19 protein-coding genes are annotated in these 26,073 nt (G+C 65.5%); 9 read left to right on the top strand and 10 right to left on the bottom strand.

What is annotated here, in order from left to right:
- Positions 1–185 precede the first annotated feature (185 nt).
- The 7 genes from DKK67_RS20930 to DKK67_RS20900 all read right to left on the bottom strand — a co-directional run bounded on the left by DKK67_RS20930 (position 186) and on the right by DKK67_RS20900 (position 11,753).
- Complete coding sequence (locus DKK67_RS20930; protein ID WP_204355891.1) at positions 186–920, bottom strand: hypothetical protein; 735 nt, start codon at positions 918–920, stop codon at positions 186–188.
- 224 nt (positions 921–1,144) lie between these two features.
- Positions 1,145–3,628: an ATP-dependent helicase HrpB gene (gene hrpB, locus DKK67_RS20925; RefSeq protein ID WP_111498470.1), complete on the bottom strand. Its 2,484-nt coding sequence runs from the start codon at positions 3,626–3,628 to the stop codon at positions 1,145–1,147.
- Positions 3,629–3,941: 313 nt separating this feature from the next.
- The gene (locus DKK67_RS20920; RefSeq protein ID WP_204355890.1) at positions 3,942–4,973 is read right to left on the bottom strand and encodes a lipid A deacylase LpxR family protein; all 1,032 of its coding nucleotides are present in this window, start codon (positions 4,971–4,973) and stop codon (positions 3,942–3,944) included.
- Positions 4,974–5,105: 132 nt separating this feature from the next.
- Positions 5,106–5,885, bottom strand: a complete 780-nt coding sequence (locus tag DKK67_RS20915; RefSeq protein ID WP_111498468.1) for a MipA/OmpV family protein — start codon at positions 5,883–5,885, stop codon at positions 5,106–5,108.
- Positions 5,886–5,981: 96 nt separating this feature from the next.
- Positions 5,982–7,427 (bottom strand): efflux transporter outer membrane subunit, encoded by a 1,446-nt coding sequence (locus DKK67_RS20910; protein ID WP_111498467.1) that lies wholly within the window; start codon positions 7,425–7,427, stop codon positions 5,982–5,984.
- Positions 7,424–10,603, bottom strand: coding sequence for an efflux RND transporter permease subunit (locus DKK67_RS20905; RefSeq protein WP_111498466.1), 3,180 nt, complete (start codon positions 10,601–10,603; stop codon positions 7,424–7,426). The genes DKK67_RS20910 and DKK67_RS20905 overlap by 4 nt, the downstream gene beginning before the upstream one ends.
- Before the next feature lie 4 nt (positions 10,604–10,607).
- Positions 10,608–11,753 carry an efflux RND transporter periplasmic adaptor subunit gene (locus DKK67_RS20900; RefSeq protein ID WP_322873924.1) on the bottom strand — a complete coding sequence of 382 codons (1,146 nt, stop codon included), beginning with the start codon at positions 11,751–11,753 and terminating at the stop codon, positions 10,608–10,610.
- Between the two features lie 198 nt (positions 11,754–11,951).
- Between DKK67_RS20900 and DKK67_RS20895 the strand changes: the two genes are divergently transcribed.
- Entirely contained in the window at positions 11,952–12,602 is a 651-nt protein-coding gene (locus tag DKK67_RS20895; RefSeq protein ID WP_111498464.1) for a TetR family transcriptional regulator, read from the top strand.
- Positions 12,603–12,618: 16 nt separating this feature from the next.
- On the opposite strand, the gene DKK67_RS20890 is transcribed toward DKK67_RS20895, so the two are convergent.
- Positions 12,619–13,830, bottom strand: coding sequence for a YbfB/YjiJ family MFS transporter (locus tag DKK67_RS20890; RefSeq protein WP_111498463.1), 1,212 nt, complete (start codon positions 13,828–13,830; stop codon positions 12,619–12,621).
- A 240-nt stretch (positions 13,831–14,070) separates the two neighbouring features.
- Between DKK67_RS20890 and DKK67_RS20885 the strand changes: the two genes are divergently transcribed.
- Complete coding sequence (locus DKK67_RS20885) at positions 14,071–14,841, top strand: FadR/GntR family transcriptional regulator (RefSeq protein ID WP_228160726.1); 771 nt, start codon at positions 14,071–14,073, stop codon at positions 14,839–14,841.
- Between the two features lie 77 nt (positions 14,842–14,918).
- On the opposite strand, the gene DKK67_RS20880 is transcribed toward DKK67_RS20885, so the two are convergent.
- Entirely contained in the window at positions 14,919–16,664 is a 1,746-nt protein-coding gene (locus DKK67_RS20880; protein ID WP_111498461.1) for an IlvD/Edd family dehydratase, read from the bottom strand.
- A gap of 242 nt (positions 16,665–16,906) precedes the next feature.
- Here DKK67_RS20880 and DKK67_RS20875 point away from each other — a divergent pair, with 242 nt between their 5' ends.
- The 7 genes from DKK67_RS20875 (at position 16,907) to DKK67_RS20845 (ending at position 25,137) form a co-directional block, all read left to right on the top strand.
- Positions 16,907–17,962, top strand: coding sequence for a TRAP transporter substrate-binding protein (locus DKK67_RS20875; RefSeq protein ID WP_111498460.1), 1,056 nt, complete (start codon positions 16,907–16,909; stop codon positions 17,960–17,962).
- A 51-nt stretch (positions 17,963–18,013) separates the two neighbouring features.
- Positions 18,014–18,640: a TRAP transporter small permease subunit gene (locus tag DKK67_RS20870; protein WP_111498459.1), complete on the top strand. Its 627-nt coding sequence runs from the start codon at positions 18,014–18,016 to the stop codon at positions 18,638–18,640.
- Positions 18,640–19,944, top strand: coding sequence for a TRAP transporter large permease (locus DKK67_RS20865; protein ID WP_111498458.1), 1,305 nt, complete (start codon positions 18,640–18,642; stop codon positions 19,942–19,944). The genes DKK67_RS20870 and DKK67_RS20865 overlap by 1 nt, the downstream gene beginning before the upstream one ends.
- 101 nt (positions 19,945–20,045) lie before the next feature.
- Positions 20,046–21,443, top strand: a complete 1,398-nt coding sequence (locus DKK67_RS20860) for an MFS transporter (protein ID WP_111498457.1) — start codon at positions 20,046–20,048, stop codon at positions 21,441–21,443.
- 30 nt (positions 21,444–21,473) lie between these two features.
- A complete protein-coding gene (locus DKK67_RS20855; protein ID WP_111498456.1) occupies positions 21,474–22,442 on the top strand; it encodes a glycoside hydrolase family 43 protein in 969 nt (322 codons plus the stop codon).
- A 100-nt stretch (positions 22,443–22,542) separates the two neighbouring features.
- Positions 22,543–23,529: an AraD1 family protein gene (gene araD1 / locus DKK67_RS20850; protein WP_111498455.1), complete on the top strand. Its 987-nt coding sequence runs from the start codon at positions 22,543–22,545 to the stop codon at positions 23,527–23,529.
- A gap of 30 nt (positions 23,530–23,559) precedes the next feature.
- On the top strand, positions 23,560–25,137 hold the full coding sequence (locus DKK67_RS20845; protein WP_111498454.1) for an aldehyde dehydrogenase (NADP(+)): 1,578 nt from the start codon (positions 23,560–23,562) through the stop codon (positions 25,135–25,137).
- A 251-nt stretch (positions 25,138–25,388) separates the two neighbouring features.
- Here the strand turns inward: DKK67_RS20845 and DKK67_RS20840 are convergent, their stop codons facing one another.
- Positions 25,389–26,066, bottom strand: coding sequence for an SCO family protein (locus DKK67_RS20840; protein WP_111498453.1), 678 nt, complete (start codon positions 26,064–26,066; stop codon positions 25,389–25,391).
- Positions 26,067–26,073 lie beyond the last annotated feature (7 nt).

The following is a 26,073-nucleotide window of genomic DNA, read 5'->3' as shown; positions in this document are numbered from 1 at the left end:
ATGAAAACCGTCGACGATTACTGGCCTCAGCGTCTGTCCTGACCCGCCCTTTAACGGCAACACCTAGCCTTGGAATACAGGCCTGGATCGGTGTTTGCCTCTTGACGTGGGGAGTCATATCAACGCCTTGGGTAAGCCGCCGGAACGGAGCGTAGTACCGGTCGGCTTGACCCACTTGTTCTGTGTCATGGAATTATCTGAGTGATTGGCCCATGAACTTTACATCCAAATTCATCGCGCAATACACAGAGGGATATTCCTAACTTCTTTCTAAGGATATCCATATGAGAATCGGAGTAACTAGGATACTTCGACGTTTCATTCATGTATTCCTTTAACGCCTTTTTTAGCTCTTCATTGATTTCTCTTAGCTTTTGCTCAAAATCAATTTCCTTCCCAATTCTGAGCAGCTCCGATCGAACCTCTTTTACGGATAAGATCACGTGGCTAGCGTTTTCAAGATGGTGCGCTTGGTGAAAAGCACCCTTGTTAGAAATAACATCTACGATTTCTTGAGCTAGCTTTTGATCGTTCGTAAATCTTCTAATCAGCGGCAAGGGGCTTCTGTGCTTTCGCAATAATCCTGAGATCAGATTCTCATGATCTCTCTTCCACCGTTTTAGATCTTCTGCCAGGTAATCTTTGCCTTGGTTCTTGTCGATTTCTGTATGGCAGCTAGCACAGAGCCAGATTCCATTTTCTGGTTTGGCCCGATCCGCAAGTGACATATTCTGCTTGAAGCGAATGGTCCTTTCTCGCGCATCGTGTATGTGAGCAGCTTCGCCGATTTTTACCTTGGACTCAGCATCACTAAGGGACGGAGCAACAGTCAACCTATTGCAGTCTGGATTTGCGCAGATGTACGCAGACCGGTATGCGATCAAATCAACTGTCTTTTGGTTAAAATCAGGTGCGGACATTGGATTCCCTCAACACAGAACAGTAATTAGACCGCGTTCCGCGATATTGAATATACGCGCGTTCTCGATAACAACACGTTTTACCCACACTCCATGACACTTCTTTTCATTTAAAAACAAAAAGATAGGTCAAATTCGTCTGCCTCGCCGCGCATTCGCGTGACCGCCGCCTTTTGTCATTTCAATAACACCGTAGCCTATTACGACAGGGTGTCACGATCCACCTATCGCCCCGACTTCTTGGTCCCCATCTTTGCCTCGGCCGTCAGCGGATCTTCCGGCCAGGGGTGCTTGGGGTAGCGCCCGCGCTGTTCCTTTCTCACCTGGGGATACACCTCCCGCCAGAAGTTGGCCAGGTCGGCGGTGACGGCCAGGGGTCGTTGGGCGGGGGACAGGAGGTGGATGACCACCGGCAGGCGGCCGTTGGCGAGCCTTGGCGTTTCGGTCCAGCCGAACAGGGCCTGGAGTTTGGCGGCCAGGACGGGGCCATTGTCGGCGCTGTAGTCGAGGCGGATGGACTGGCCGGTGGGGATCTCGAGCGCCGTGGGCAGCTCGCGTTTGAGGGTCTGCTGCTGGGCGTAGTCGAGTCGGCTTTGCAGGGCGTCGATCAGGGCGACCTGTTGCAGGCCTTTCCAGTTGCGGACGCCGGCCAGGAAGGGCGCCAGCCACTGGTCGAGGCTGTCCAGCAGGGCCGCTTCCGAGGTGTCCGGCCAGGCGTCCGGTTCCAGCGCCCGCATGTGCTGGACGCGGGCGCGCCACTGCCTCGCGGCGTCGGTCCAGGGCAGGCTGTCGAGGCCCTTTTCGCGCACGGCGGTAAGCAGGCCGAGCTGGATCTGTTCGGCGCCGGGGTCGGGCAGGGCTTTCTCGTCGAGGATCAGCCGGCCCAGGCGGCGTACGCGGCGGGCGATGACGGTGCCCCGGGCATCGTCCCAGCGGGCGTCGTCGACGGTGTCGATGTGCTCGGCCAGGTCGCTTTCCAGGGTGGCGCGGTCGGTGGCGGCGGCCAGGAAGATGCGGGACTCGCGGGCCTGGCCGTCCAGGTCGGCGGCCACCAGCCAGTCTTCCCGGCCCAGGGCGTCTTCGTCACGCAGGCGGGCGCCGCGGCCGTTGCTGAGCTGGTAGCGGTTGGCGTCGCCGGGTCGCCGGTGGGCGATGCGGTCCGGGTAGGCGAGTGCCAGCAGACGCCCGACCGGCTGGGCGTCATCCCGGTCGCGCGCGTCTTTCTGCGGCAGCAGGCGGTCCACGGCGCGCCTGAGGGCATCGAGGCGGTGGCGGTCCAGGTTGGGGGCGCGGTAACCGCCGGTCAGCACCTGCACCCGGTGCAACAGGTCGGCGCCAGCCTGAGGGCCGAGCAGGTCGCGGTCACCCAGCAGCGCGGCGAGGCGGGCGGCGGTCTGTGGATAACCCCGTTCGCGGCCTTTGAGGACCATATGCGCCAGCCGGGGGTGGATGCCCAGCGCCCGGGCGCGGCGGCCGTGGTCGGTGATGGCGCCGTCGCGATCAAGCAGGTCGAGCCATTGCAGCAACTCGACGGCCTGGGCCCAGTGGGCCGGCGGCGGCGCATCCAGCCATTCCAGATCGGCCGGGTCGCGCGCGCCCCACTGGGCCAGTTCCAGCGCCAGGGGCGCCAGGTCGGCTTCGAGGATCTCCGGCGGGGTGAAGGCGGGCAGACCCTGCTGTTCGGACTCGCCCCACAGGCGATAGCACACGCCCGGCTCCACCCGCCCGGCGCGGCCCTTGCGCTGCTCGGCGGCGGCCTGGGACACGCGGCCGGTGATCAGGCGGGTCATGCCGCTGTTGGGATCGAAACGGGCCCGGCGCGCCTGGCCGGCGTCGATCACCACGCGCACGCCTTCGATGGTCAGACTGGTCTCGGCGATGGCAGTGGCCAGTACGATCTTGCGCTCGCCGGCCGGGGCGGGCTGGATGGCGCGGTCCTGCTCCTCGCCCTTGAGGTTGCCGTAAAGTGGGGTCAGGTGGGTGCCCGGTGGCAAATGCGGACGGATCAGGCGCTCCACCAGCCGGATTTCCCCCGCGCCGGGGAGAAAAGTGAGGATTGAGCCCGTTTGGGTGTCCAGCGCTTCGCGGATCACCGCCGCCACCTGGTCGGGCAGGCGCGCCGGCTGGCCGCCCCGGCTGGGCAAGGGCCGGTAGTGCACCTCCACCGGATACGCCCGCCCCTCGCTGGTGAGCACCGGGGCGTCGTCCAGCAGCGCCGCCAGGGGCGCGGTGTCGAGGGTGGCGGACATCACCAGCACCCGCAGGTCGTCGCGCAGCGCCTGCTGGGACTCCCGCACCAGGGCCAGGCCCAGGTCCGCCTGCAGGGAGCGCTCGTGGAATTCGTCGAACAGCACGGCGGCGTAGTCCTCCAGCGCCGGGTCCTGCTGGATCAGGCGGGTGAGGATGCCTTCGGTGACCACTTCAATACGGGTGCGGGCGGAGACTCTGGTGTCCAGCCGGGTGCGGTAGCCGACGGTCTCGCCGGGCTTCTCCCCCAGTTGCTGCGCCATGAAGCGGGCGGCGGCCCGGGCGGCGATGCGGCGCGGCTCCAGCATGAGGATGCGGCCGTCGCCGCGCCAGTCGGCGTCGAGCAGGGCCAGGGGCACGCGAGTGGTCTTGCCGGCGCCGGGCGGCGCCTGCAGCAGCACGGTGGTTGTCTGGGCCAGGGTGGTCTGGAGGTCGGGGATCAGGGCGTCGATGGGTAGCATGGGGAGATCATGCCGGGACTGGGGGAAAACTCAAGGTATGGTGTCTGTTGCGGTCTTCCGTCGACAAGGCTCATCACCCGCGGTGCCCCGGGAATCGCCCGGCAGCCCGGCGGGCTGCTCCGAAGCTGAAGCTTCGGCTACATTGAGCGCGTCTTTCTGAAGGTGTCGGAGGGGAGAAAGCAGAAAAAAGCCCACCGTCCGGGAGGGTTGGGTTCTCCGGGTGGACGGTGGGCAACAACGTCGGCACTCGAAGGGCGGTGCCGGATCGTCTTAAACCTTAAAAACGATGCTCACACTGATAGTAAGCACCTCCTTACCAGGACCAGGTGGCCGCCAGGGTGCCGAAGGTGAGTTCGTCCTTGTTGGTCTTGTCGGGGCTGCTGGTACCCCTGAGGATCAACGTGGCCTGGAAGCCGTTCCAGTGCCAGCCGGCGCCGACGCCCGCCTGCCAGATGAACGGGTTCTGGTCGTAGGTGTAGGGATCGGCATGGTGATCCATATAGGAGTAAGGCACCCACTGGCCACCGACACCGGCGAACACGGACCAGCCCATACCCGGCGCATCGGTGGAGCCGGGCAACGCCAGGGTGGACGAGGCGCCGGACGTCAGGGGCACGAAGTCCCGGGGCAGGTTCTCGCCCAGGCGCCAGACCAGGCCGGTCTGGGCGTTGGTGATGAAGTTCGAGGCGGTGACGCCCGCGCCCCAGCTCACTTCGTTCTGCAGCCCCTCTCCCGCCGGCGTGCGGAAGAAACGGCGGGCGTGATAGGCCTCCAGGCCGCCGACGGCATCCTGGCCGATCTGGTTGTCCCAGCCCTGGGGCTCGGTGCTGCCGGTGAGCTTGTGCACCCATTCCTGGGTGCGGCGGGCGCCGGAATCCGGCCCCACCACGCCGACGATCAGGCCGTAGCCGGTGATCCAGTCGTCGTTCCAGCTCCACAGGGTCAGCGAGCCGTCCAGGTAGCCGGCGTAGGGAATGTCGTCATACTGGGGTTCGCTGGACTCGATGTTCTCGGGCGTAAACATCAACTGGCGCAGGCTGAAGGCCAGCGCGTGCTGGTCGCCCGCCGCGCCGATACCGGGCAGCCAGTCCAGGCCATCCCGCGCGTGGGCGGCGAGACAGACCGAACAATCGTCATCCACCTCGGCGGCGTCGGTCAGATAGGACAGCCGGCCGCCGTTGGTGTAGCCCTTGTCGCTCGCCGTCAGCAGGTCGTTGTCCCAGGAAATGTTGAAAGTGCCGGCCATGGCATCGGGCGCGACGCCGGCCAGGCACGCCACAACGGCGTACATCCATCCCGGATACGGTGCCGATCGTGCCATCTTCATCAGCTTTGGGCCTGTCACGGCAGTCCCCCTGTGGTTGAGTCGCGCCGGATCTGTCGGATGGCGCGGGTCCAGTGGAAAAAGCCCGCCGTCCAGGAGGGTTGGGTTCAGGGGTTGGACGGCGGGCAGAAAACGGGTTCGTCAGGTGGCCCCTCAGAACCGGTAGGTGACGATCACGCTGCCGAACCATTGATTGGCGTCGCCCACATCCTCGACGATGGGGCTGTCCGCCGCGTCGCCGAACAGGCGGCTGTAGCGGGCAATGGACGTGACGTCCCAATTGCGGGCAGCGTGATAGGTCAGGCGACCGTTGAGACTGGCACGCAGGAAGGCGCCGTCCGGATCGTAGGCGGCCAGGCCGGAACGGGCCGCGCCGGCGTCGGAGACGCTGAACAGGGCGTCGTTCCAGTCTTCGCTGGCCCAGGTGGCGCCCGGGCCGACACCGTAGCTCCATTGGGGCGACAGGCGGCCACGAAACCTCAGGTAGGAGCGCAGCCGCACGCCGTCCAGATCGCCGCCCACCGGGGCTGCCAGCTCGGTGTTGAACTGCCAGGGGCCCGGGGTCCAGCTCAGCAGGACGCCGGCCATGGCACTGTCGTCCACTTCGTCGAGGTCGGAGATGTCGCCGACGTCGTCGCGGCCGCGCTCGTAGGAAATCACCGGCGAGATGCTCAGTTGCTCGGTCTTCACCACCTGCCAGCCAATGCCGGTGATGGGGTTGATGAACAGGCGTCCCAGGCGGGCTTCCACCACGGGGATCGGAATCGCCTCGTAGGTGTCGGCGCCCCGGTACTCCGGGGCCACCCCGACGCCCACGCCGAGGTTGAATCGCCACTCGTTGGCATCCGGGGTTTCCGGCGCCTCGTCCTGGGCCAGTGCGCCGGCGCTGGACAGCCCCAGCACCATGGCGATTAACGGCTTGCCGATTGTCATCGTCGCTCCTTTATTGCTTCCGTCCGGAAAACACGCCTGTCCGGACATCCATTGTCGTGCTGAGCAACAGCTTACGCGGCCTGTGTTGCAACAGACCTACGCGCCCGGCGCATCCTCGTCACTGGCCGCCGTCTTGCCGATCACGGTGGTCTGGTCCGCGGACTCACCCCCGCCCAGCGCCCGGTACAGGGTGATGCGGTTGGTCAGCTTCTGCAGTTTGACGTCGACCAGGGTCTGGCGTGCGCTGAGCAGTTCCCGACGGGCGTCGAGCACCGCCAGGTAGTCGTCGGCGCCGGCTTCGTAGCGGCTCTCCGCCAGCTCCAGCGAACGCTCGGTGGCGGTGACCAGGGCGGCCTGGGCCTGTTCCTGGTCTTTCAGGAAGTTGCGCGCCGAGAGGGCGTCGGACACTTCCTGGAAGGCGGTCTGGATGGTCTGCTCATAGCTGGCGACCTGCTGGTCGCGGCGCACTTCGGCCAGGTCCAGGTTGGCCTGGTTCTCGCCGCCGGTGAAGATCGGCAGGTTGATGCTGGGCGCAAAGCTCCAGGCGCCGGAGCCCCCGTCGAACAGGCCGGACAGCTCGCTGCTGGCGGTACCGGCGGAGCCGGTCAGGGTGATGCTCGGGTAGAACGCCGCCCGCGCCGCGCCGATGTTGGCGCTGGCCGCTTTCAGGCTGTATTCCGCCTGACGGATGTCCGGGCGCTGCAGCAGGATGTTGGAAGACAGGCCAGCCGGCACGTCGGACAACATGGCTACGGCCGGATCGATCAGGCTGTCGTCCGGAATCACCGGAACCGGGCCACCGACCAGCACGGCCAGGGCGTTGCGGTCCTGGGCCACCAGGCGACGGTACTGGGCGCGGTTGCTGCGCGCGGTTTCCAGGGCGATCTCCGCCTGGCGCACGTCCAGCTCGGAGCCCAGGCCGGCGTCGAAGCGGTTACGCACCAGGTCCACCGATTCCTGCTGGGACTCGACGGTGTCTTCACTGATGCGCAGGTTCTGCTTGTCCGCCAGCAGGGTCAGGTAGGCGTTGGCCACTTCCGAGACCAGGGTGATCTGCGCGCTGCGGCGGGCTTCCTCGGTGCTCAGGTAGCTCTGCAGGGCGGATTCCTTGAGGCTGCGCACCCGGCCGAACAGGTCCAGCTCGTAGGACGCCACGCCTAGGTTCACGCCGTACTCGCTGGAGATGGTGCTGCTGCCGGTGGAGCTCAGGTCCGCCGGCACCCGCGAACGGGAGCCATCCGCGTTGACGCCGATTTCCGGGAACAGCGCGGCACCTTCGATGCCGTACTGGGCGCGGGCCTCGGCCACGTCGAGCATGGCCAGGCGCAGGTCACGGTTGTTGGCCAGGGCGGTATGGACCAGCGCCCGCAACTGGGAATCGCTGAACAGGGACTCCCAGCCGGGCAGGACGACCGCATCGGCCGTCCCGTTCCTGTCGCCCACTTCTTGCGGCACCGGTGAATCCGGCCGCTGGTAGTCAGGCATCAGGGTGCAGCCGCCCAGGGTCAGGGCAACCAGCACCGCAGGGGTCAGTCGCTTCATGCGCGTCCCTCCGTTTGTTCGAGCGCCGGGGTGTCCCCACGGTCGTCCGATGATTCGTCTTTCGCGGTGCTACCGGTGAGCGGCACGCCGGACAGCTTGCGCACCACCACGTAGAACAGCGGGATGAAGAAGATGGCCAGCACGGTGGCCGCCACCACGCCGCCGAACACGCCGGTACCGATGGCATTCCGCGCGCCGGAGCCCGCGCCGGAGCTGAGCATCAGCGGGGTGACGCCCAGGCCGAAGGCCAGGGAGGTCATCAGGATCGGGCGCAGTCGCATGCGCACCGCGTCCAGGGTGCCCCGCAACAGGCCACGGCCCTGCTGCTCCAGTTCCAGCGCGAATTCGCAGATCAGGATCGCGTTCTTGGCTGACAGGCCGATGGTGGTCAGCAGCCCCACCTGGAAGAACACGTCGTTATCCAGCCCGCGCAGGCTCGCCGCCAACACCGCACCGATGACGCCCAGCGGCACCACCATCATTACGGCGAACGGAATCGACCAGCTCTCGTACAGCGCGGCCAGGCACAGGAACACCACGATCATGGACAGCGCGTAGAGCGCCGGAGCCTGGTTGCCCGCCTGCTTCTCCTGGTAGGAGAGGCCGGTCCACTCGGAACCGAAGCCGCCGGACAACCCACTCACCAGTTTCTCCATTTCGGCCATCGCCTCACCGGTGCTGTAGCCGGGCGCGGCGTTGCCCTGGATGTTCATGGCGGAGACGCCGTTGTAGCGCTGCAACTGCTGCGGGCCGTAGGTCCATTCGCCCTCGGAGAAGCTGGAGAAAGGCACCATCTCACCGTCGTCGTTGCGCACGTACCAGTTTTCGATGTCGTCCGGCAGCATCCGGTAGGGGGCGTCCGCCTGGACGTAGACCCGCTTGATCCGGCCGCGGTCGGTGAAATCGTTGACGTAGCTGGAGCCCCAGGCCACCTGCATGGTGGTATTGACGTCGTTCAGGGAGACGCCCATGGCCTTGGCCTTCTGGCGATCCACGTCGAGTCGGTACTGGGGCGCGTCCGGCAGGCCGTTATAGCGCACCTGGGTCAGGGCCGGGTTCTGGTTGGCCTCGCCCAGCAGTTTGTTGGTCGCCTCGACCAGGGCGTCGTGTCCGGCGGCGCCGCGGTCCTGCAGCTGCAGGTTGAAACCGCTGGCCACACCCAGTTCCGGGATCGACGGCGGGTTGAGGGCGAAGATGATCGCCTCACGTACCTGCGAGAACTCGGCCATGGCGCGGCCGATGATGGCGTTGACCCCATTCTTCTCCAGATCCCGGTCTTCCCAGTCCTTCAGGCGCACGAACGCCAGGCCCGAGTTCTGGCCACGGCCGGCAAAGCTGAAGCCGGCCACGGTGAAGATGGACTGCACCGCCTCTTTCTCGTCGTTGAGGAAGTGGTCTTCCATCTTCTTCAGCACGTCGATGGTCTGCTGCTGGGTGGAGCCCACCGGCAACTGCACCTGGGCCAGCAGGATGCCCTGGTCTTCCTCCGGCAGGAACGCCGACGGCAGACGCTGGAAGCTGTAGCCCAGCACACCCACGATGACCACGTAGATCAGCATGTAGCGGCCACGACGGCCCAGGATCTTCTCCACCCGGCCCTGGTAGCGGCCGGTGGCTTTCTCGAAGCTGCGGTTGAACCAGCCGAAGAAACCACCCTTGGTGTGGTGATCGCCCTTGTGCGGCTTGAGCATGGTGGCGCACAGGGCCGGCGTCAGGATCAGGGCCACCAGCACCGACAGCACCATGGCGGAGACGATGGTGATGGAGAACTGGCGATAGATGGCGCCGGTGGAGCCGGGGAAGAAGGCCATGGGCACGAACACGGCCGACAGCACCAGCGCGATCCCCACCAGGGCGCCGGTGATCTGGCCCATCGATTTGCGCGTGGCCTCGACCGGCCCCAGGCCTTCCTCGGCCATCACCCGTTCCACGTTCTCCACCACGACGATGGCGTCATCCACCAATAGCCCGATGGCAAGCACCATCCCGAACATGGTCAGGGTGTTCACCGTAAAACCGCAGGCGAAGAGGATGCCAAAGGTCCCGAGCAGGACCACCGGCACGGCGATCGTCGGGATCAGCGTGGCGCGGAAGTTTTGCAGGAACAGGTACATGACCAGGAACACCAGCACGATGCCTTCGAACAGGGTCTTGACCACTTCTTCGATGGAGATCTTCACGAACGGCGTGGTGTCGTAGGGGTACTGGACTTCCAGCCCTTCCGGGAAGTAGGCGCTCAGTTCGTCGATCCGGTCACGCACCCGGTTGGCGGTATCCAGGGCGTTGGCGCCGGACGCCAGGTTGATGCCCAGACCGGCCGCCGCCTGGCCATTGAATCGGCCGCGAATGGAGTAATCCTCGGCGCCCAGGGTGATGCGGGCCACGTCGTGGAGGCGCACCTTGGAACCGTCGGAGGTCACTTTCAGCAGAATCTTGCCGAATTCCTCCGGCGAGGACAGCAGCGTCTGCACCACGATGGTGGCGTTCATCTGCTGCTGGTCGACGGACGGCGAGCCGCCCAGCTGACCGCCGGTGACCTGATTGTTCTGCACTTCGATGGCCGCGGTCACATCGGACGGGGTCAGGCTGTACTCGTTGAGCTTGTTGGGATCGAGCCACACACGCATGGAGTACTCGGCGCCGAACAGCTGGGTCTGGCCCACGCCCTGCACCCGGCTGATGGGGTCCTTGATGTTGGAGCCCACGTAGTCGGCGATGTCTTCCTGGGCCATGGAGCCGTCGCTGGACGTGAAGCCCAGTACCATCAGGAAGCTGTCGGAAGATTTGGTCACCTCGACGCCCTGCTGCTGCACCGAGGTGGGCAGGCGCGGCGTGGCCAGCTGCAGCTTGTTCTGCACCTGGACCTGGGCAATGTCCGGGTCGGTGCCCGGGGCGAAGGTCAGGGTGACCTGCGCGTTGCCGCTGGAGTCACTGGTGGACGCCATGTACAGCAGGTTGTCGATGCCGTTCATCTGCTGCTCGATCACCTGGGTGACCGAGTCTTCCACGGCTTCGGAGGACGCACCGGAGTAGGTGGCGGAGATCGTCACCTCGGGCGGCGCCACGGTGGGGTACTGCTCCACCGGCAGGTTATAGATCGACAGGGCCCCCGCCATCATCAGGACGATGGCGATGACCCAGGCGAAAATCGGTCGGTCAATAAAGAAACGTGCCATTCAATCAACCCTGCTGTGCATCGGCTTTCTGGGAGGCGTCGGCCTGCTGCTCGTCATTCACGTCGACCGGCTTGACCGGTGCGCCCGGTCCGGTCTTCTGCAGGCCCTCGACGATCAGGCGGTCGCCGTCTTCCAGGCCCTCGCTGATCAGCCAGCGGTTACCCACCGCCTTCTCGGTTTTAACGACGCGCTTCTCGACGGTGTTGTCCGGACCCACCACCAGCGCGGTGGCCTGGCCGTTGGGCTGACGGGTCACGCCTTTCTGCGGCACCAAGATGGCGCTGTCGCGCTCGGCCTGGGGCAAACGGGCGCGCACGAACATGCCCGGCAGGAGGGCGCCGTCCGGATTGGGGAAGATCGCCCGCAGGGTGACCGAGCCGGTGGCTTCGGCGACGGCATACTCGGAGAACTGCAGGGTGCCGTTGTGCTCGTAGACGTGGTCGCTCTGGTCCACCAGGGATACCGAGGCCTTGTCCTCGCCCACGGTTTCCAGCTTGCCGGCCGCCAGGGCGCCGCGCAGCTTCTGCAGTTCGCTGTAGGACTGGGTCAGGTCGACGTAAATCGGATCCAACTGGCGGATAGTGACCAGCGCGTCGCTCTGGTTGGCGGTCACCAGGGCACCGGCGGTGTAGCTGGAGCGGCCGATGCGACCGCTGATCGGCGCCTCGATGGTGGTGTAGTCGAGGTTGATCTGTGCCGTCTGTACCGCGGCCTCGCCGGCGGCCACCTGGGCCTCGGCCTCGCGCAGGGAAGCGCGGGCGTCGTCCAGTTCCTGCTGGCTGACGGCGCCGGTCTTGATCAGGCGCTCATAGCGGTTGGCCGTCAGTTGGGCCGATTCCAGAGTCGCCCGGGCGGACGCCACATCTGCCCTGGCGCTGGCCAGGTCGGCTTTGTAGAGCTTGTCGTCGATCTGGTAGAGCGGCTCGCCGGCTTCGACTTTCTCGCCCTCTTCGAACAGACGCTTTTCCAGGATACCGGTCACCTGGGGGCGGACTTCCGCCACCTGATAGGGGCTGGTGCGCCCCGGCAGCTCGTTCACCAGGGTGAACGGCTGGGCCTTGACCGTGACAAACCCGACCTCGGTGGGCGGGCTCTGTTGCTTGCCCTGAGCCTGGGCCGAGCCTTCCTGCTGGCTACAGGCGCTGATCATGAAAGATGCAATCAGCAACAAAAGCAAAGATTGCGTAGAATGGCGCATGGATAAACCTCTATCGACCCAATAAAAACGCGGGCCCGGTCAGGGAACCCGCGTCGACGAACGTGTTAGTGGAAACACGATTATACATACATGCACGAATGTATGTATAGTAGTTAATACTGTGTTTGCGAGATTTTTACAGGATCCAAGATGGCCCGACGCACCAAAGAAGACGCCCAGAAAACCCGTGAAATGTTGCTGGATGCCGCGGAGCATGTGTTCTACGAGAAGGGTGTATCGCGCACGTCGCTCAACGACATCGCCCAGGCCGCGGGCGTCACACGGGGGGCCATCTACTGGCACTTCAAGAACAAGCACGACGTGTTCGAGGCCATGATGGAGCGCCAGGAAATGCCGCTGGAAATGCTGCGCGCCGTGGTGGAAGACCCGGATCAGCCGGACCCGCTGGGCCGTTTCCGCGATTTCATGCTCCACCTCACCCGGGAGATTGCCCGCGATCCCCAGCGCCGCCGGGTGTTCGAGATCATGTTCCACAAGTGCGAGCTGACCGAGGAGAACGAGCCGCTGGTCACCCGCCACCGCAACAACATCAAGGACGCCACCGAACGCATGCGCGGTGTGCTCCGGAATGCCATCCGGCTGGAGCAGCTACCGGAATCACTGGACGTGGAACGGGCCATCATCCAGCTGCATGTGCAGATCACCGGGCTGATCTATTTCTGGCTGCTGGTGCCGGACACGTTCGATATGGAGAAGGAATCGGAACGGGTCATCAACGCCTATTTCTATTCCCTGGAGCATTGTTTCGTCGGCGAAGACGCGGCCTGCGGGGCCGGATAACGGCAGCGGCAACGCATCAGCGACGCGGCGCCTGCGCCGGCACCAGCAGGGCAAACACCAGCCCCCACACCAGAGCGCCGACGCCGATCCAGAAACCGCTTTCCAGCGTGCCGCCGGCATCCAGCCACTGCTTGACCAGCCAGGGGCCCGCCATCTGCGCGAAGGCGTAGAGCGCCACCATCGCCGCCGACAGCCTTGGCCCCTGGTGCGGATGCAGGGCGCGGGCAATGCGCTGGGTCAGCAGCACCGAGCCCAGGAAGGTGCCGCCCACCAGCACCCCGCACAGCACGATACCCACCGGCCCCGGCCAGATCACCGCCGCCAGTACGCCAAGCAGTTGCACCACAAAGTTGAGCCGCAGCGCCAGTCGGTCGCCGATGCGCGCGCCCAGGTGATTCCAGATCCACGCCGACGGGATGGTGGCCAGGGCGACGATCAGCCAGGAGCCGTCCACCAGCCAGTCGCCGGGTGCCAGTTGCATGGTCGCCAGCAGTGGCAGGAAGGTCATCGGCAGGATATAACCCAGACCGGCGCCGGCGTAGGACAGGAACAGCGGGATGCTGGCACGGTCGAACAGGGGCGACTTGCCGGGTTTGGCCGGCGTGTGTTCAGACTCGCTCGGCCCCGTCACCGGCACGTCGAGCTCACGCAATACCCGCCACGCCCACCAGCACAGCGGCACCGACAGCACCAGTGCCGGCCACCAGCGACCCGCGCCCGACAGCCAGTCGGCGCTGAGCGAGACCATAGCGCTGGAAACCAGCAGCCCGATCCCCACGCCCAGGTAAACCAGCCCGCTCAGGGACGCCCGATTGCGGCGCACCAGCCACTCCAGGATCAGCGCCGGCGCCTGCACGAAGACGATGCCGTTGGCCACGCCGTTGAGCCAGCGCACCGCGTCCTGCAGGTCAACGTTCTCGATTTGCGTCTGCAGCAGGCTGGTGACGAGATGGACCACCAGCGACAGAGGCAGCAGAAAGCGAATGTGATCCACCCGGTGCCAGCGGATCGCCAGCATCGCGCCCATCAGGTAGCCCAGGTAGTTCCAGGTGGCCAGGGACGCGGCTTCACTGGAGCTGAGCACGCCGTCACTGACCAGGTACGGCAACAACGGCGTGTAGTAGAAACGCCCCAGGCCGTGGACCACCAGCAGGGCGACGGCACCGGCTCCCAGGACGGTCCAGAGTTCGCGGGAAGAAAGAGGCGTCGGGGACGACGTGGCAGCCATGCAGCACCTGTTGAGTGGCCAACGGAGAAAAGCATGGGCGAGTGTAGGGCAAGGGACCGGTCACGGAAAGCCGTCCGCGTGTGGCGACCGCCTGCCGAGCGATGGCACGCGGGGGCGCACGCTGCCTACTCCGCCTCGCCCGGCTTGGGTACACTGTGGCCTGGATCGTCGGTCGCCATGCGGCTTGCCGAAATGTAGTACATATGTCACCGTATGGTGAATATAAACGGAAGCGCTGTCGTGAATTCGAATACCACGGTGAAGACCAAAGCCCCGAAATCCCCCCAAAGAGCCAGTGTCGCGGACTTTCTGGCGGAAGCGATCTTCTCCGGTCGTTACCGGCCGGGCGATTTCGTGCCCAAGGAAATCGACCTGTGCGAACAGTTGGGCATCAACCGCCCCGCCGTGCGCAGCGACCTGCGCCAGCTGGTGGATTCGGGCATCATCGAGCGCATTTCCGGCCACGGCTCCAAGGTGCGCGAGTACGACGCCTGGCACATCCTCGATCCGCAGGTCACCGACTGGATGACCCGCTACGCCGCGCCCAACCCGGAGATCCTCAAGGAGATCCTGTCGTTCCGCCTGGACGTGGAACCCTACGTCGCGATGACCGCGGCCAAGTCCGCCAAGGCCCGCGACCTGGTGGCCATCGAGGAGGCCTTCGAGGGCATGAGCCGCACGGTCGACCACAGCGGTGACGACGGGGACGCCCACAGTGAGTTCGACGTGGCCTTTCACGAGGCCATCTTCCGCGCCACCCACAACATCGTCTGGACCCAGCTGTCCCACATCCTGCGGCCGTCCATCTATCTGCTGATCGCCCGCTCCAACGTGCACACCGCCGATCCGGCGGAAAGCCTGGAACGCCACCGCCGGGTAATGGACGCTATCCGCGCGCGCCAGCCCCGCGAGGCCTTCCTCGCCGCCCAGGACGTGCTGGCGAGCACCGCCGCCGCGCTGGGCATCGAGATGCCGGAAACGGCGCTGGGGCACGATCCGGGTCTGGCCTGATTCTCGATATCAGACACAGAACACTGGACACAAAAACGCCGGGCATTGCCCGGCGTTTTCCGTTCCATCGATCGCAATCAGTGCGAGTGCCGGGGCACGTCCGCCCCCCGGTTGCCCACCAGGAAGTCGAAGTCGCAGCCTTCGTCCGCCTGCAGTACGTGCTCGATGTAGAGCTGGCGGTAGCCGCCGTCGCTGGCAATGCGGTTGGACTGGGCCATCGGGTCGCTCTCGTCCAGCCGCGCCTGGATCTCGGCGTCGCTGACGTCCAGGTGCAGGCGGCCGCTGTCGCAGTCCAGTTCGATCCAGTCGCCGTCGCGCACCGCCGCCAGAGGGCCGCCCGCCGCCGCTTCCGGCGCCACGTGCAGCACCACGGTGCCGTAGGCGGTGCCGCTCATGCGGGCGTCGGAGATGCGCACCATGTCGGTCACGCCCTGCTCCAGCAGCTTGGCCGGCAGCCCCATGTTGCCCACTTCCGCCATGCCGTGATAACCGCGCGGGCCGCAGTTACGCATCACCAGGATACTGCTCGCGTCCACGTCCAGCTCGGGGTCGTTGATGCGCGCCTTGTAGTGGTCGAAGTCGTTGAACACCACGGCGCGGCCGCGATGGCGCATCAGCTCCGGGGTCGCCGCCGACGGCTTGAGCACGGCGCCGCGCGGGGCCAGGTTGCCGCGCAGGATGCACATGCCGCCGTCGTCCCGCAGCGGGTTGTCGAGCGGGCGGATCACCTCTTCGTTGTACAGAGGCGCCTCACAGACGTTCTCCCACAGGGTCTTGCCGTTGACGGTCAGCGCGTCCTTGTGGGGCAGGCGGTCGGCGTCGCCCAGCCGGCGCAGCACCGCGGGCAGGCCGCCGGCGTAGTAGAACTCTTCCATCAGGAAGCGACCGGAGGGTTGCAGGTCGACGATGGTGGGCGTGCCGCGGCCGATGCGGGTCCAGTCGTCCAGCGCCAGGTCGACGCCGATGCGCCCGGCGATGGCCTTGAGGTGCACCACCGCGTTGGTGGACCCGCCGATGGCGGCGTTGGTGCGGATGGCGTTCTCGAAGGCCTCTCGGGTCAGCACTTTGGACAGGTGCAGGTCCTCGTTCACCATTTCCACGATGCGGTTGCCCGACAGGTGCGCCAGCACGTAGCGGCGTGAATCCACCGCCGGGATGGCCGCGTTGTGGGGCAGGGTGGTGCCCAGGGATTCGGCGATGCAGGCCATGGTGGACGCCGTGCCCATGGTGTTGCAGGTGCCGGCCGAACGGGACATGCCGGCCTCGGCGGCCATGAAATCGTGCAGGCTGATGCGGCCCGCCTTCACTTCCTCCGACAGCTGCCACACCACCGTGCCGGAGCCGATGTCCTTGCCCTTGTGCTTGCCGTTCAGCATGGGCCCGCCGGACACCACGATGGTGGGAATGTCGCAGCTGGCCGCGCCCATCAGCAGCGCCGGCGTGGTCTTGTCGCAGCCCACCAGCAGCACCACCGCGTCGATGGGATTGCCGCGAATGGCCTCTTCGACATCCATGCTCGCCAGGTTGCGGGTGAACATCGCGGTGGGGCGCAGGTTGGACTCGCCGTTGGAGAACACCGGGAACTCCACCGGGTAACCACCCGCCTCCAGCACCCCTTTCTTGACGTGCTCGGCCAGCTTGCGGAAGTGGGCGTTGCAGGGGGTCAACTCCGACCAGGTGTTGCAGATGCCGATGATGGGCTTGCCCTGGAATTCGTGCTCGGGAATGCCCTGGTTCTTCATCCAGCTCCGATACATGAAGCCGTTCTTGTCGGCGGTGCCGAACCACTGGGCCGATCGCAGCGGGCGCTTGCTGTTGGTCATGTTGATTCACTCCTTACCGGATTCCGGACGGCGGCCCGGTTTCTTGTTTTGTTTCGACGGTCGTCGCTCACTGCGTAAACCATACATAAAAAATCGTATGTTGAACAAATAAAAATTTATGTCTAATATCGATCCTGAAAAACAATCCGGCACAAACAACGCCCAGCACAACCAACAGTGACTCGTGGTCACGCCCCGCAGCGGGCCACTGATACAAAAACAATCTCCCGAGGAGTGTCACTATGCTGTTTTCCAAGCGCCCGTCTTCAAAGCGGCTATCCCTGAAACGCAACCTTGTCCTGATGGGCACCGCCCTGTCCTTTTCCCTGACCCTGTCTTCCGCCCAGGCGGCCGAGTACGACTGGAAATTCCAGGCCTCGGAAACCGCCGGTGAAGTGAGCTTCAAGATCAAGCAGGAATGGGCCGATCGCATCGAAACCATGACCGACGGCCGAGTCGCCATCGAGATCATGCCGATCAACTCGGTGGTGGGCCCCACCGAAACCCTGGAGGCGGTGAGCGCCGGCATCCTGCAGGGCCACATCACCGACCCCAGCTATTTCTCCGGCCAGAACCCGGCCTTCGGCATGCTGGGCAACCTGGTGGGCGCCTGGAGCGACCCCAACGACTTTCTCGCCTACATGAAGCACGGCGGCGGCGAAGACCTCTACAACGAGCTGGTCGAGCCCTACGGTGTGCACCTGATCGGCGCCATGACCTTCCCGCTGGAATCCATTCCCTCCACCGTGCCCATCAAGTCGCTGGACGACTTCAAAGGGCTGAAGATCCGCGCCCCGCAGGGCATGGTCTACAACATCTTCGAGCGCATCGGCGCCACGCCGGTGAACCTGCCCGGCTCGGAGGTCTACACCGGTCTGGAGAAGGGCGTGATCGACGCCGCCGACTCCACCGTGCTGTCCAACAACGACGCCATGGGCCTGCACAGCTTCGCGCCGTACCCGCTGTATCCGGGCTTCCACTCGATGCCGATGAACGCCATCTCCATCAACAAGAAGATCTGGGACGGCCTGCCCGAAGACCTGAAGGTGACCCTCAAGACCGCCTTTGACGCCATGGCCTACGACCTGGTGGCACGCCTGCAGGCGCAGGACATCGAGACCCTGCAGAAGCTCAAGCAGGATCCGGACGTGCACCCGTTCGACCTGCCAGACAGCGAGCGCAAGAAGTTCCGCCAGGCGGCGGAACAGGAGTGGAAAGTCTGGGCGGACAAGAACGACATGACCGCCAAGATCTACGACTCGGTCACCGCGTTCCTGCGTTCGCGCAACCTGCTTTAACCGGTCTATCCGGCCCCAAGACGGTGGCGCCCCGCGCCACCCGGAGGAACCATGTCGTCTTCTTCTCATCCGTCGAACTCAACCGAACCGACCCGGCCGGTGGCGACCGAAACCAGCGCCGACAGCCCGCCGGACGCCGGCGCTCGCAACGGCTTCGACCGTCTCGTGCTGCGCTGCGGCCGGTCCGCCGCCTGGCTCGTCTTCATCGCCATGACCATCAGTGTGTACGAAGTGTTCATGCGCTACGGCCTGGACTCGCCCACCTCCTGGGTGCACGAAACCGTGGTGATGCTGGTGGCCACCCTGTTCTCCCTGGGCGGCCCGGTGGCCATGGCCAACAACCGTCATATCCGCGTGCGCGTGCTCTACGACACGGTGGGCCCGCGCGTGCGCCTCTGGCTGGACCGCTTCAACGATCTGGTCACCCTGGGCTTCTGCCTGCTGATGAGCTACGCCGGCTACGTGATGTTCTGGAAGTCGTCCCATAACCCGATGGGCGACTGGTCCCTGGAGCGCTCCGGCACCTCCTGGAACCCGCCGTTTCCCACCCTGGTCAAGGGCATGATCCTGCTGGCGCTGGCGGTGATGACCGTGCAGGCCGCCTGCCACCTGGTGCAGTCCCTGCGCGCCCGGCTGGAACCGGAAACCGAAGGCCGCCTGGTCGAGGAGTACCGCTGATGGATATCGCACAAGGCACGACGCTGCTGGTCGGCGCCATCTTCGCGCTGCTGGTGACCGGCCTGCCGCTGGCCTTCATTACCGGGCTGGTGGCGCTGTGTTTCGCTTTTGGCTGGTTCGGGCCGATGTCGCTGCCACTGGTCACCAGCCGGGTCTACGGGTTCGTCACCGAGTATTCGCTGGTGGCGGTGCCCATGTTCGTGTTCATGGCGTCGCTGCTGGACCGATCGGGGATCGCCAAAGACCTGTTCAACGCCATGCGCCTGTTCGCCGGGCGCCTGGCCGGGGGCGTGGCGGTACAGACGGTGGTGGTTGCCTTCTTCCTGGCGGCGCTGTCGGGAATCATCGGCGGCGAGATCGTGCTGCTGGGCATCCTGGCGCTGCCGCAGATGCTGCGGCTGGGTTACGACAAGCACCTGTCCATCGGCGTGGTCTGCGCCGGCGGCTCGCTGGGCACCATGATGCCGCCGTCCATCGTGCTGATCATCTACGGCCTGATCGCCTCGGTCTCCATCGCCGACCTGTTCACCGCCGCCATCACCCCGGCGGTGATCCTGATGGGCAGCTACATCGCCTACGTGCTGGTGCGCTGCCTGCGCAATCCGGAGATGGGCCCGCCGCTGACCGACGAACACCGCGCCGAAACCTTCGCCTCCAAAGGCGAAGCGCTGAAAGCGGTGATCGTGCCGGCGCTGATCGCGGCGCTGGTGCTGGGCTCGATCTACGGCGGCGTGGCCTCGGTCACCGAAGCGGCGGCCATGGGCGTGTTCGGCGTGCTGCTGGCCATTTTCTACCGCGGCGAGCTGCAGCTGGGCACCCTCCACAAGAGTCTGGACCAGACCATGACCACCTGCGGCATGATCATCTGGATCGGCATCGGTGCCGCGGCGCTGGTGGGCGTCTACAACCTGATGGGCGGCAACGACTTCATCTCCGACATGATCCTCGGCCTGGACGTCCAGCCCATCGCGGTGCTGCTGGTGATGATGGCGATCCTGCTGGTGCTGGGCATGTTCCTGGACTGGATCGGCGTGGCCATGCTGACCCTGCCGATCTTCGTGCCCATCGTCACCGAGCTGGGCTACAGCCCGATCTGGTTCGGCATCCTGTTCGCGGTGAACATGCAGGTGTCCTTCCTGTCGCCGCCGTTCGGCCCCGCCGCCTTCTACCTGAAGGGCGTGGCACCGGCGGGCGTGAGTCTCAAGGATATCTTCGTGTCGCTGCTGCCGTTCATCGCCCTGCAGCTGTGCGTGCTGGCCCTGCTGCTGGTGTGGCCGCAAACCGCCCTGTGGCTGGTGGACTGAGGCCCATGACAACACCCTGAAAAACACCGGGCGACAGCGGATGTCGCCCGGCCGGATACGACAACAACAAACCATCCAAAGCCGATGACAAGGACAACAACATGGCAAGCCAACGACTGACGTACCTGGAGAAGATCGGGTTTGGCAGCGGCGACATGGCCATCAATGTGGTCATCTCCTCGATGTTCCTGATCATTTCCTATTTCTACACCGACATCTTCGGTCTCAAGCCGTCCCATATGGGCGTGCTGTTCCTGGTGGCGCGGCTGGTGGACGCGGTCACCGACCCGCTGATGGGCATGCTCACCGATCGCATCAACACCCGACGTGGGCGCTACCGGCCCTACTTCCTGGTGTTCGCGGTGCCGTTCGGGGTGTCCATCCTGCTGCTGTTCACCACGCCGGACTGGGACTACAACGCCAAGCTGGTGTGGGCCTACGCCACCTATCTGCTGGTGACCCTGCTGTTCACGGCGGTGACCATCCCCTACATCTCGCTGATCGGCGTGCTTACCGACGACCCCAAGGACAAGCTCTCGGCCAACGGCTACCGCCTGTTCTTCGCCAAGGTGGCGGCGTTCCTGGTGACCATCATCGTGCCCAAGCTGGCAGAGTCCTTCGGCGAGGGCCGGCTGGAACTGGGCTACCAGGTGGCCATGGGGCTGATGGGGGCACTGGCGGTGGGGCTGCTGCTGTTCTGCTACGCCACCACCACCGAGCGGATCCAGCACCGCATCGACGAGAAGCCACTCAGGCAGCAACTGGCGATCCTGTTCCGCAACGACCAGTGGCTGCTGCTGTGCGGCGCCTGCTTCACCGGCACCATGGGCTACGTCATGCGCAGCTCGGTGGCGGCCTACTACGCCAAGTATTACCTGGACGCCTCGGCCTCGGTGCTGTCCTACTTCCTGTCGGTCGGGGTGGGGGCGGCGATCCTGGCGATGGTGGCATCCACCTGGATCACCAAGCGCTACTGCAAGGTGAAGCTATTCCGCTACAGCCAGGTGGCGGTGGGCGTGCTCAGCATGATGATGTTCGTGCTGGTGGAACCCGGCGACCTGTGGCTGGCCTTCGTGCTGTATTTCCTGATCTCGTTCGTGGTCGATCTGCACGCGCCGGTGTTCTGGTCCGCCATCGCCGAATCGGTGGACTACGGCGAGGTGAAGACCGGACGCCGGGTGTCCGGTCTGGCGTTCGGCGGCATCTCCTTCTTCCAGAAGGCGGGGATGGGCGCGGCCGGCTTCCTGGTGGGCATCCTGCTGACCTACTTCGACTACGAGCCCAACGTGGAGCAGAGCGCCTTCACGCTCACCGGCATCGCGCTGATGCTGTCCATCCTGCCCGGCGTTTTCCACACCCTGATGGGCGGCTTCATGTTCCGCTACCGCATCACCGACGACTACTACGAAACCCGCATCCAGCGCGGGCTCGCCGACCCGGACGCCGGGGCGACGGGCACCTATCCCGAGACCACGAACGCCATCAGGCCATCGCCCTGATTCGCCCACGGACAGACACAGGAGGCCATCATGACAAGCTCCCACGCATCGGCTCATCCCCGGCCACTGATCGAACAGCGGGCAGACCCCTGGGTGCTCCGGCACCAGGGCCGCTACTACTTCATCGCCTCGGTGCCCGAGTACGACCGGCTGGAGCTGCGCGCCGCGGACAGCATCGCCGGCCTGGCCAGTGCGCCGGCGCAAACGGTCTGGACGCAACCCGACAGCGGCCCGCTCAGCGCGTTGATCTGGGCGCCGGAACTGCACCGTATCGGCGACACCTGGGCGATCTACTTCGCCGCCGCACCGTCGCGGGAGATCGTCGACGGGCTGTTCCAGCACCGCATGTACGCCATCACCTGCCAGACGGACGATCCGCTGACCGGCGACTGGCGTGAACCGGTGCCGATCGAGACGCACCTGGACAGTTTCTGCCTGGACGCCACCACCTTCCGGCACCGGGACCGCACCTATTACGTCTGGGCCCAGAAGGACCCGGCGGTGCCCGGCAACTCCAACCTCTACATTGCCGCCATGGCCTCACCCACGCGCCTGACCGGTACGCCGGTGCGGCTCAGCGTGCCGGAATACGACTGGGAGACGCGCGGATTCCTGGTCAACGAGGGGCCGGCGGTGGTCGAACGCCACGGCCGCCTGTTCCTGACCTACTCCGCCAGCGCCACCGACGAGAACTACTGCATGGGCCTGCTCTGGGCCGACGCGGACAGCGATCCGCTGGACCCTGAAAGCTGGTCCAAATCGCCCACGCCGGTGTTCCAGAGCGATCCGGAGCACCGCATCTTCGGCCCCGGCCACAGCTGTTTCACCGTGGCCGGGGACGGCGTCACCGATCTGCTGGTCTACCACGCCCGCACTTACACCGACATCCAGGGCGATCCCCTGTGGGACCCGAACCGGCACACCTTCGTCAAACCCATCCGCTGGACCGACGAGGGCTTTCCCGACTTCGGCCGGGCCGGCGAGGGCATTCTGGGTTAAGTTATATCTACCAAACACTATGTTGTACATATACACGTTTCAAGCGCTATGATGGGGCACATTGGTGCTCCGCTGCTGAACCAAGCCAAGGACTTTGACCATGCGAATCATCCAATGCCTGCACCAGAACCAGCCCCGCACCGCCGTGGTGGAAGACGCCCGGCAGGTGCGCCTGACCGACAGCGACACCTACCGCCTGGCGGACGAGGCCCTGACCTCCGGCCGCACGCTGGTGGAGGTAGTCACCGCGCACCTGACCGACACCCGCCTCGACTACGACGCGCTGATCGCTGACCGCCAGCTGCTGCCGCCGCTGACCCATGCCGACGACGCCCACTGCCTGGTCACCGGCACCGGCCTGACCCACCTGGGCAGCGCCGACACCCGCGACGCCATGCACGCCAAACTGGACGATAGTGAGCAGTCACTGACCGATTCCATGCGCATGTTCAAACTCGGCGTCGAAGGCGGCAAGCCGGCGGCGGGCCAGACCGGTGCCCAGCCGGAGTGGTTCTACAAGGGCGACGGCAGCATCGTCGTGCCGCCCGAAGCGCCTTTGCCGGTGCCCAAGTTCGCCGAGGACGCGGGCGAGGAGCCGGAGCTGGTAGGCCTGTACCTGATCGACGCCGACGGCCAGCCACGCCGGCTGGGCTTCGCCCTGGGCAACGAGTTTTCCGATCACGTCACCGAACGCCACAACTACCTGTGGCTGGCCCACTCCAAGCTGCGCGCCTGCAGCTACGGTCCGGAACTGCTGATCGGCGAGCTGCCGGAGCATCTGGAAGGCCGCAGTCGTATCGTGCGGGACGGCGCCACCCTGTGGGAAAAGCCGTTCCTCACCGGCGAGGCCAACATGGCCCACAGCCTGGCCAACCTGGAGCACCATCACTTCAAGTACAGCGGCTTCCGTCGCCCCGGCGACGTTCACGTTCATTACTTCGGGACGGCCACCCTGAGCTTCGCCGACGGCATCGAGACCCGCGACGGCGACCGTTTCGAGATCGAGGTGGCGAGCTTCGGCCGCCCGCTGCGCAACCCGCTGACCTTTGAAAGCGAAACGGCGACGGTCACCGTCACCTCGATCTAGGCAACCCGATTCACCCACCAGGAGATTCTCATGACCCTGAAAGGCACATCACTGATTGGACAAAGCGAACTGGCCGGCACCACCGAAGCCGTCAGCGCCATCAATCCGGCCACCGGCGAGACCCTGGAGCCGGCCTACCCGGGCGTGGCCCCGGCCGACATCGAGCGCGCCTGCCAACTGGCGGCCGACGCGTTCGACACCTACCGTGAAACCGGCCTCGAAGCCCGTGCTACCTTCCTGGAAACCGTGGCTTCGGAAATCGAAGGCATCGGTGACGAGCTGATCGAACGCGCCATGGCGGAAAGCGGCCTGCCCCGGGCGCGTCTGGAAGGCGAGCGCGGTCGCACCTGCGGCCAGCTGCGCATGTTCGCCAAGGTGGTCCGCGCCGGCGAGTGGCTGGACGTGCGCATCGACCCGGCCCAGCCCGAGCGCCAGCCCATGCCCCGTGCCGATCTGCGTCAGCGCCACGTGGCCCTGGGCCCGGTCGCCGTGTTCGGCGCCAGCAACTTCCCGCTGGCCTTCTCCGTGGCCGGCGGCGACACCGCCTCGGCGCTGGCCGCTGGCTGCCCGGTGGTGGTGAAAGCGCATCCGGCGCATCCGGGCGCCTCGGAGCTGGTGGGGCGCGCCATCCAGGCCGCCGTGCGTCGCTGCGAACTGCCGGAAGGCGTGTTCTCCCTGCTGTTCGGCGCCGGCAACGATCTCGGGCAGGCACTGGTGCAGGACCCGCGCATCCAGGCCGTCGGCTTCACCGGTTCCCGTCGCGGCGGTCAGGCCCTGACGGCACTGGCCCAGGCGCGCCCGCAGCCGATTCCGGTATACGCGGAGATGAGCAGCATCAATCCGGTGTTCCTGATGCCGTCCGCGCTGGAAGCGCGTGGCGAGGCACTGGCGGACGCCTTTGCCGGCTCCCTCAACATGGGCGCCGGTCAGTTCTGCACCAACCCGGGCCTGATCCTGGCAGTCAAAGGCGCACCGCTGGACCGCTTCGTGGAAGCCGCCGCCAAAGCGGTGGCCGGCACCCAGGGCCAGACCATGCTCACCCCGGGCATCCACGCCGCCTACGACCAGGGCGTGAAGGCGCTGGCCGACCAGTCCGCCGTGACGGAAGTGGCCCGGGGCCAGGATGGCGACAGCGCCAACAGCGGCCAGCCGGGTCTGTTCCTGACCGACGCCAGGCATTTCCTGGGGGACGAGGCGCTGCAGGCGGAAGTGTTCGGGGCCTGCTCGCTGATCGTCGCCTGTGACGACCTGGCGCAGATGCAGCAGGTTGCCGAGCAGCTGGAAGGCCAGCTCACCGCCACCGTGCAGATGGACGACGCCGACACGGACGCGGTGCGCACCCTGCTGCCCACCCTGGAACGCCGCGCCGGGCGCATCCTCGCCAACGGCTGGCCCACCGGTGTGGAAGTGTGTCACGCCATGGTTCACGGCGGCCCGTTCCCGGCCACATCCGACAGCCGCACCACCTCGGTGGGCAGCGCCGCCATCCATCGTTTCCTGCGCCCCGTCTGCTACCAGGACCTCCCCGAGGCCCTGCTGCCCGAAGCCGTGCGGGACGCCAACCCCCTCGGCGTCACCCGTTTGCTGGACGGCCAGCGCGAGAGCTGATTGCCAGCGTTGCCGGCCGGCCCCAATATCCCCGGGGCTGGCCGGCCTTTTTATCAAACGGTTTTACCCCCGAAGAACCGGCGTTAACGCGGGTTCAGGGGAAGCGAATGGAAGCGGTTGCCGTAGAAAGGACAGGGATGTCCTGACCGCAACATCCGGCCATGGATGGCGATCCGTTGCGGCGGAGGCAAGCGCTTCCATTCGCTTCTCGCTCGAGGCCACCGTCTCGTCCCTCATCGCCGTCTTTCAGGCTAGCCACGCTGCGCATGCGCCCAGCGATACACCCGCTCATAGGCCTGGGCCACTTTGCCGGGTTCGAACGGCGGCTGGAGCACGGCGGTCATTTCCCCCTGGGGATTGATCAGTGCCAGGTGCGCGCTGTGATCCACCGTCACCTCCCCGTTTTCTCCGGTGCGATGCGAAAAGGCGGCGTTGAGGCTGTGGGCCAGTTCCCGCAGGCCATCCAGGTCGCCGGTCACGCCGTGGAACTGGGGTCCGAAAAAGCCGAGGTAATCCTTGAGACGCCGCGGCGAGTCCCGCTCGGGGTCAGCCGAGACCAGCAACACGTCGGGCGCGGGCACGTCCGCCGGGATCGCCTCGCCCGCCCGCAGGAGCATCGACAGAGTGGCGGGGCAGACATCGGGGCAGGAAGTGTAACCGACAAAGGCGACGGTCCAGTGGCCCTGCAGCATGGCGTTGGACACCGTCTCACCCTCTTCATTCTGCAGCGAGAAATCCGCCACCGGCCGCCCCTGTTCGTAGACGAAGGCCTGCAGTTCGCTGAGTTCCGGCGCGGACGCCGCCGGTTCGCTGGCCTGGGGCACCAGCACCAGTTGGCGCACGACCACCATGACCAGGATGAGGAGAACCAGCCCGACCAGGATGGTGACGGTCAGGCGGATCGAACTTCTTGATTGAGCGTCTGCCATGATGCCG

Source organism: Marinobacter bohaiensis, assembly GCF_003258515.1.
GTDB classification, from domain to species: Bacteria; Pseudomonadota; Gammaproteobacteria; order Pseudomonadales; family Oleiphilaceae; genus Marinobacter_A; species Marinobacter_A bohaiensis.
This window is presented reverse-complemented; position numbering and strand designations above follow the sequence as displayed.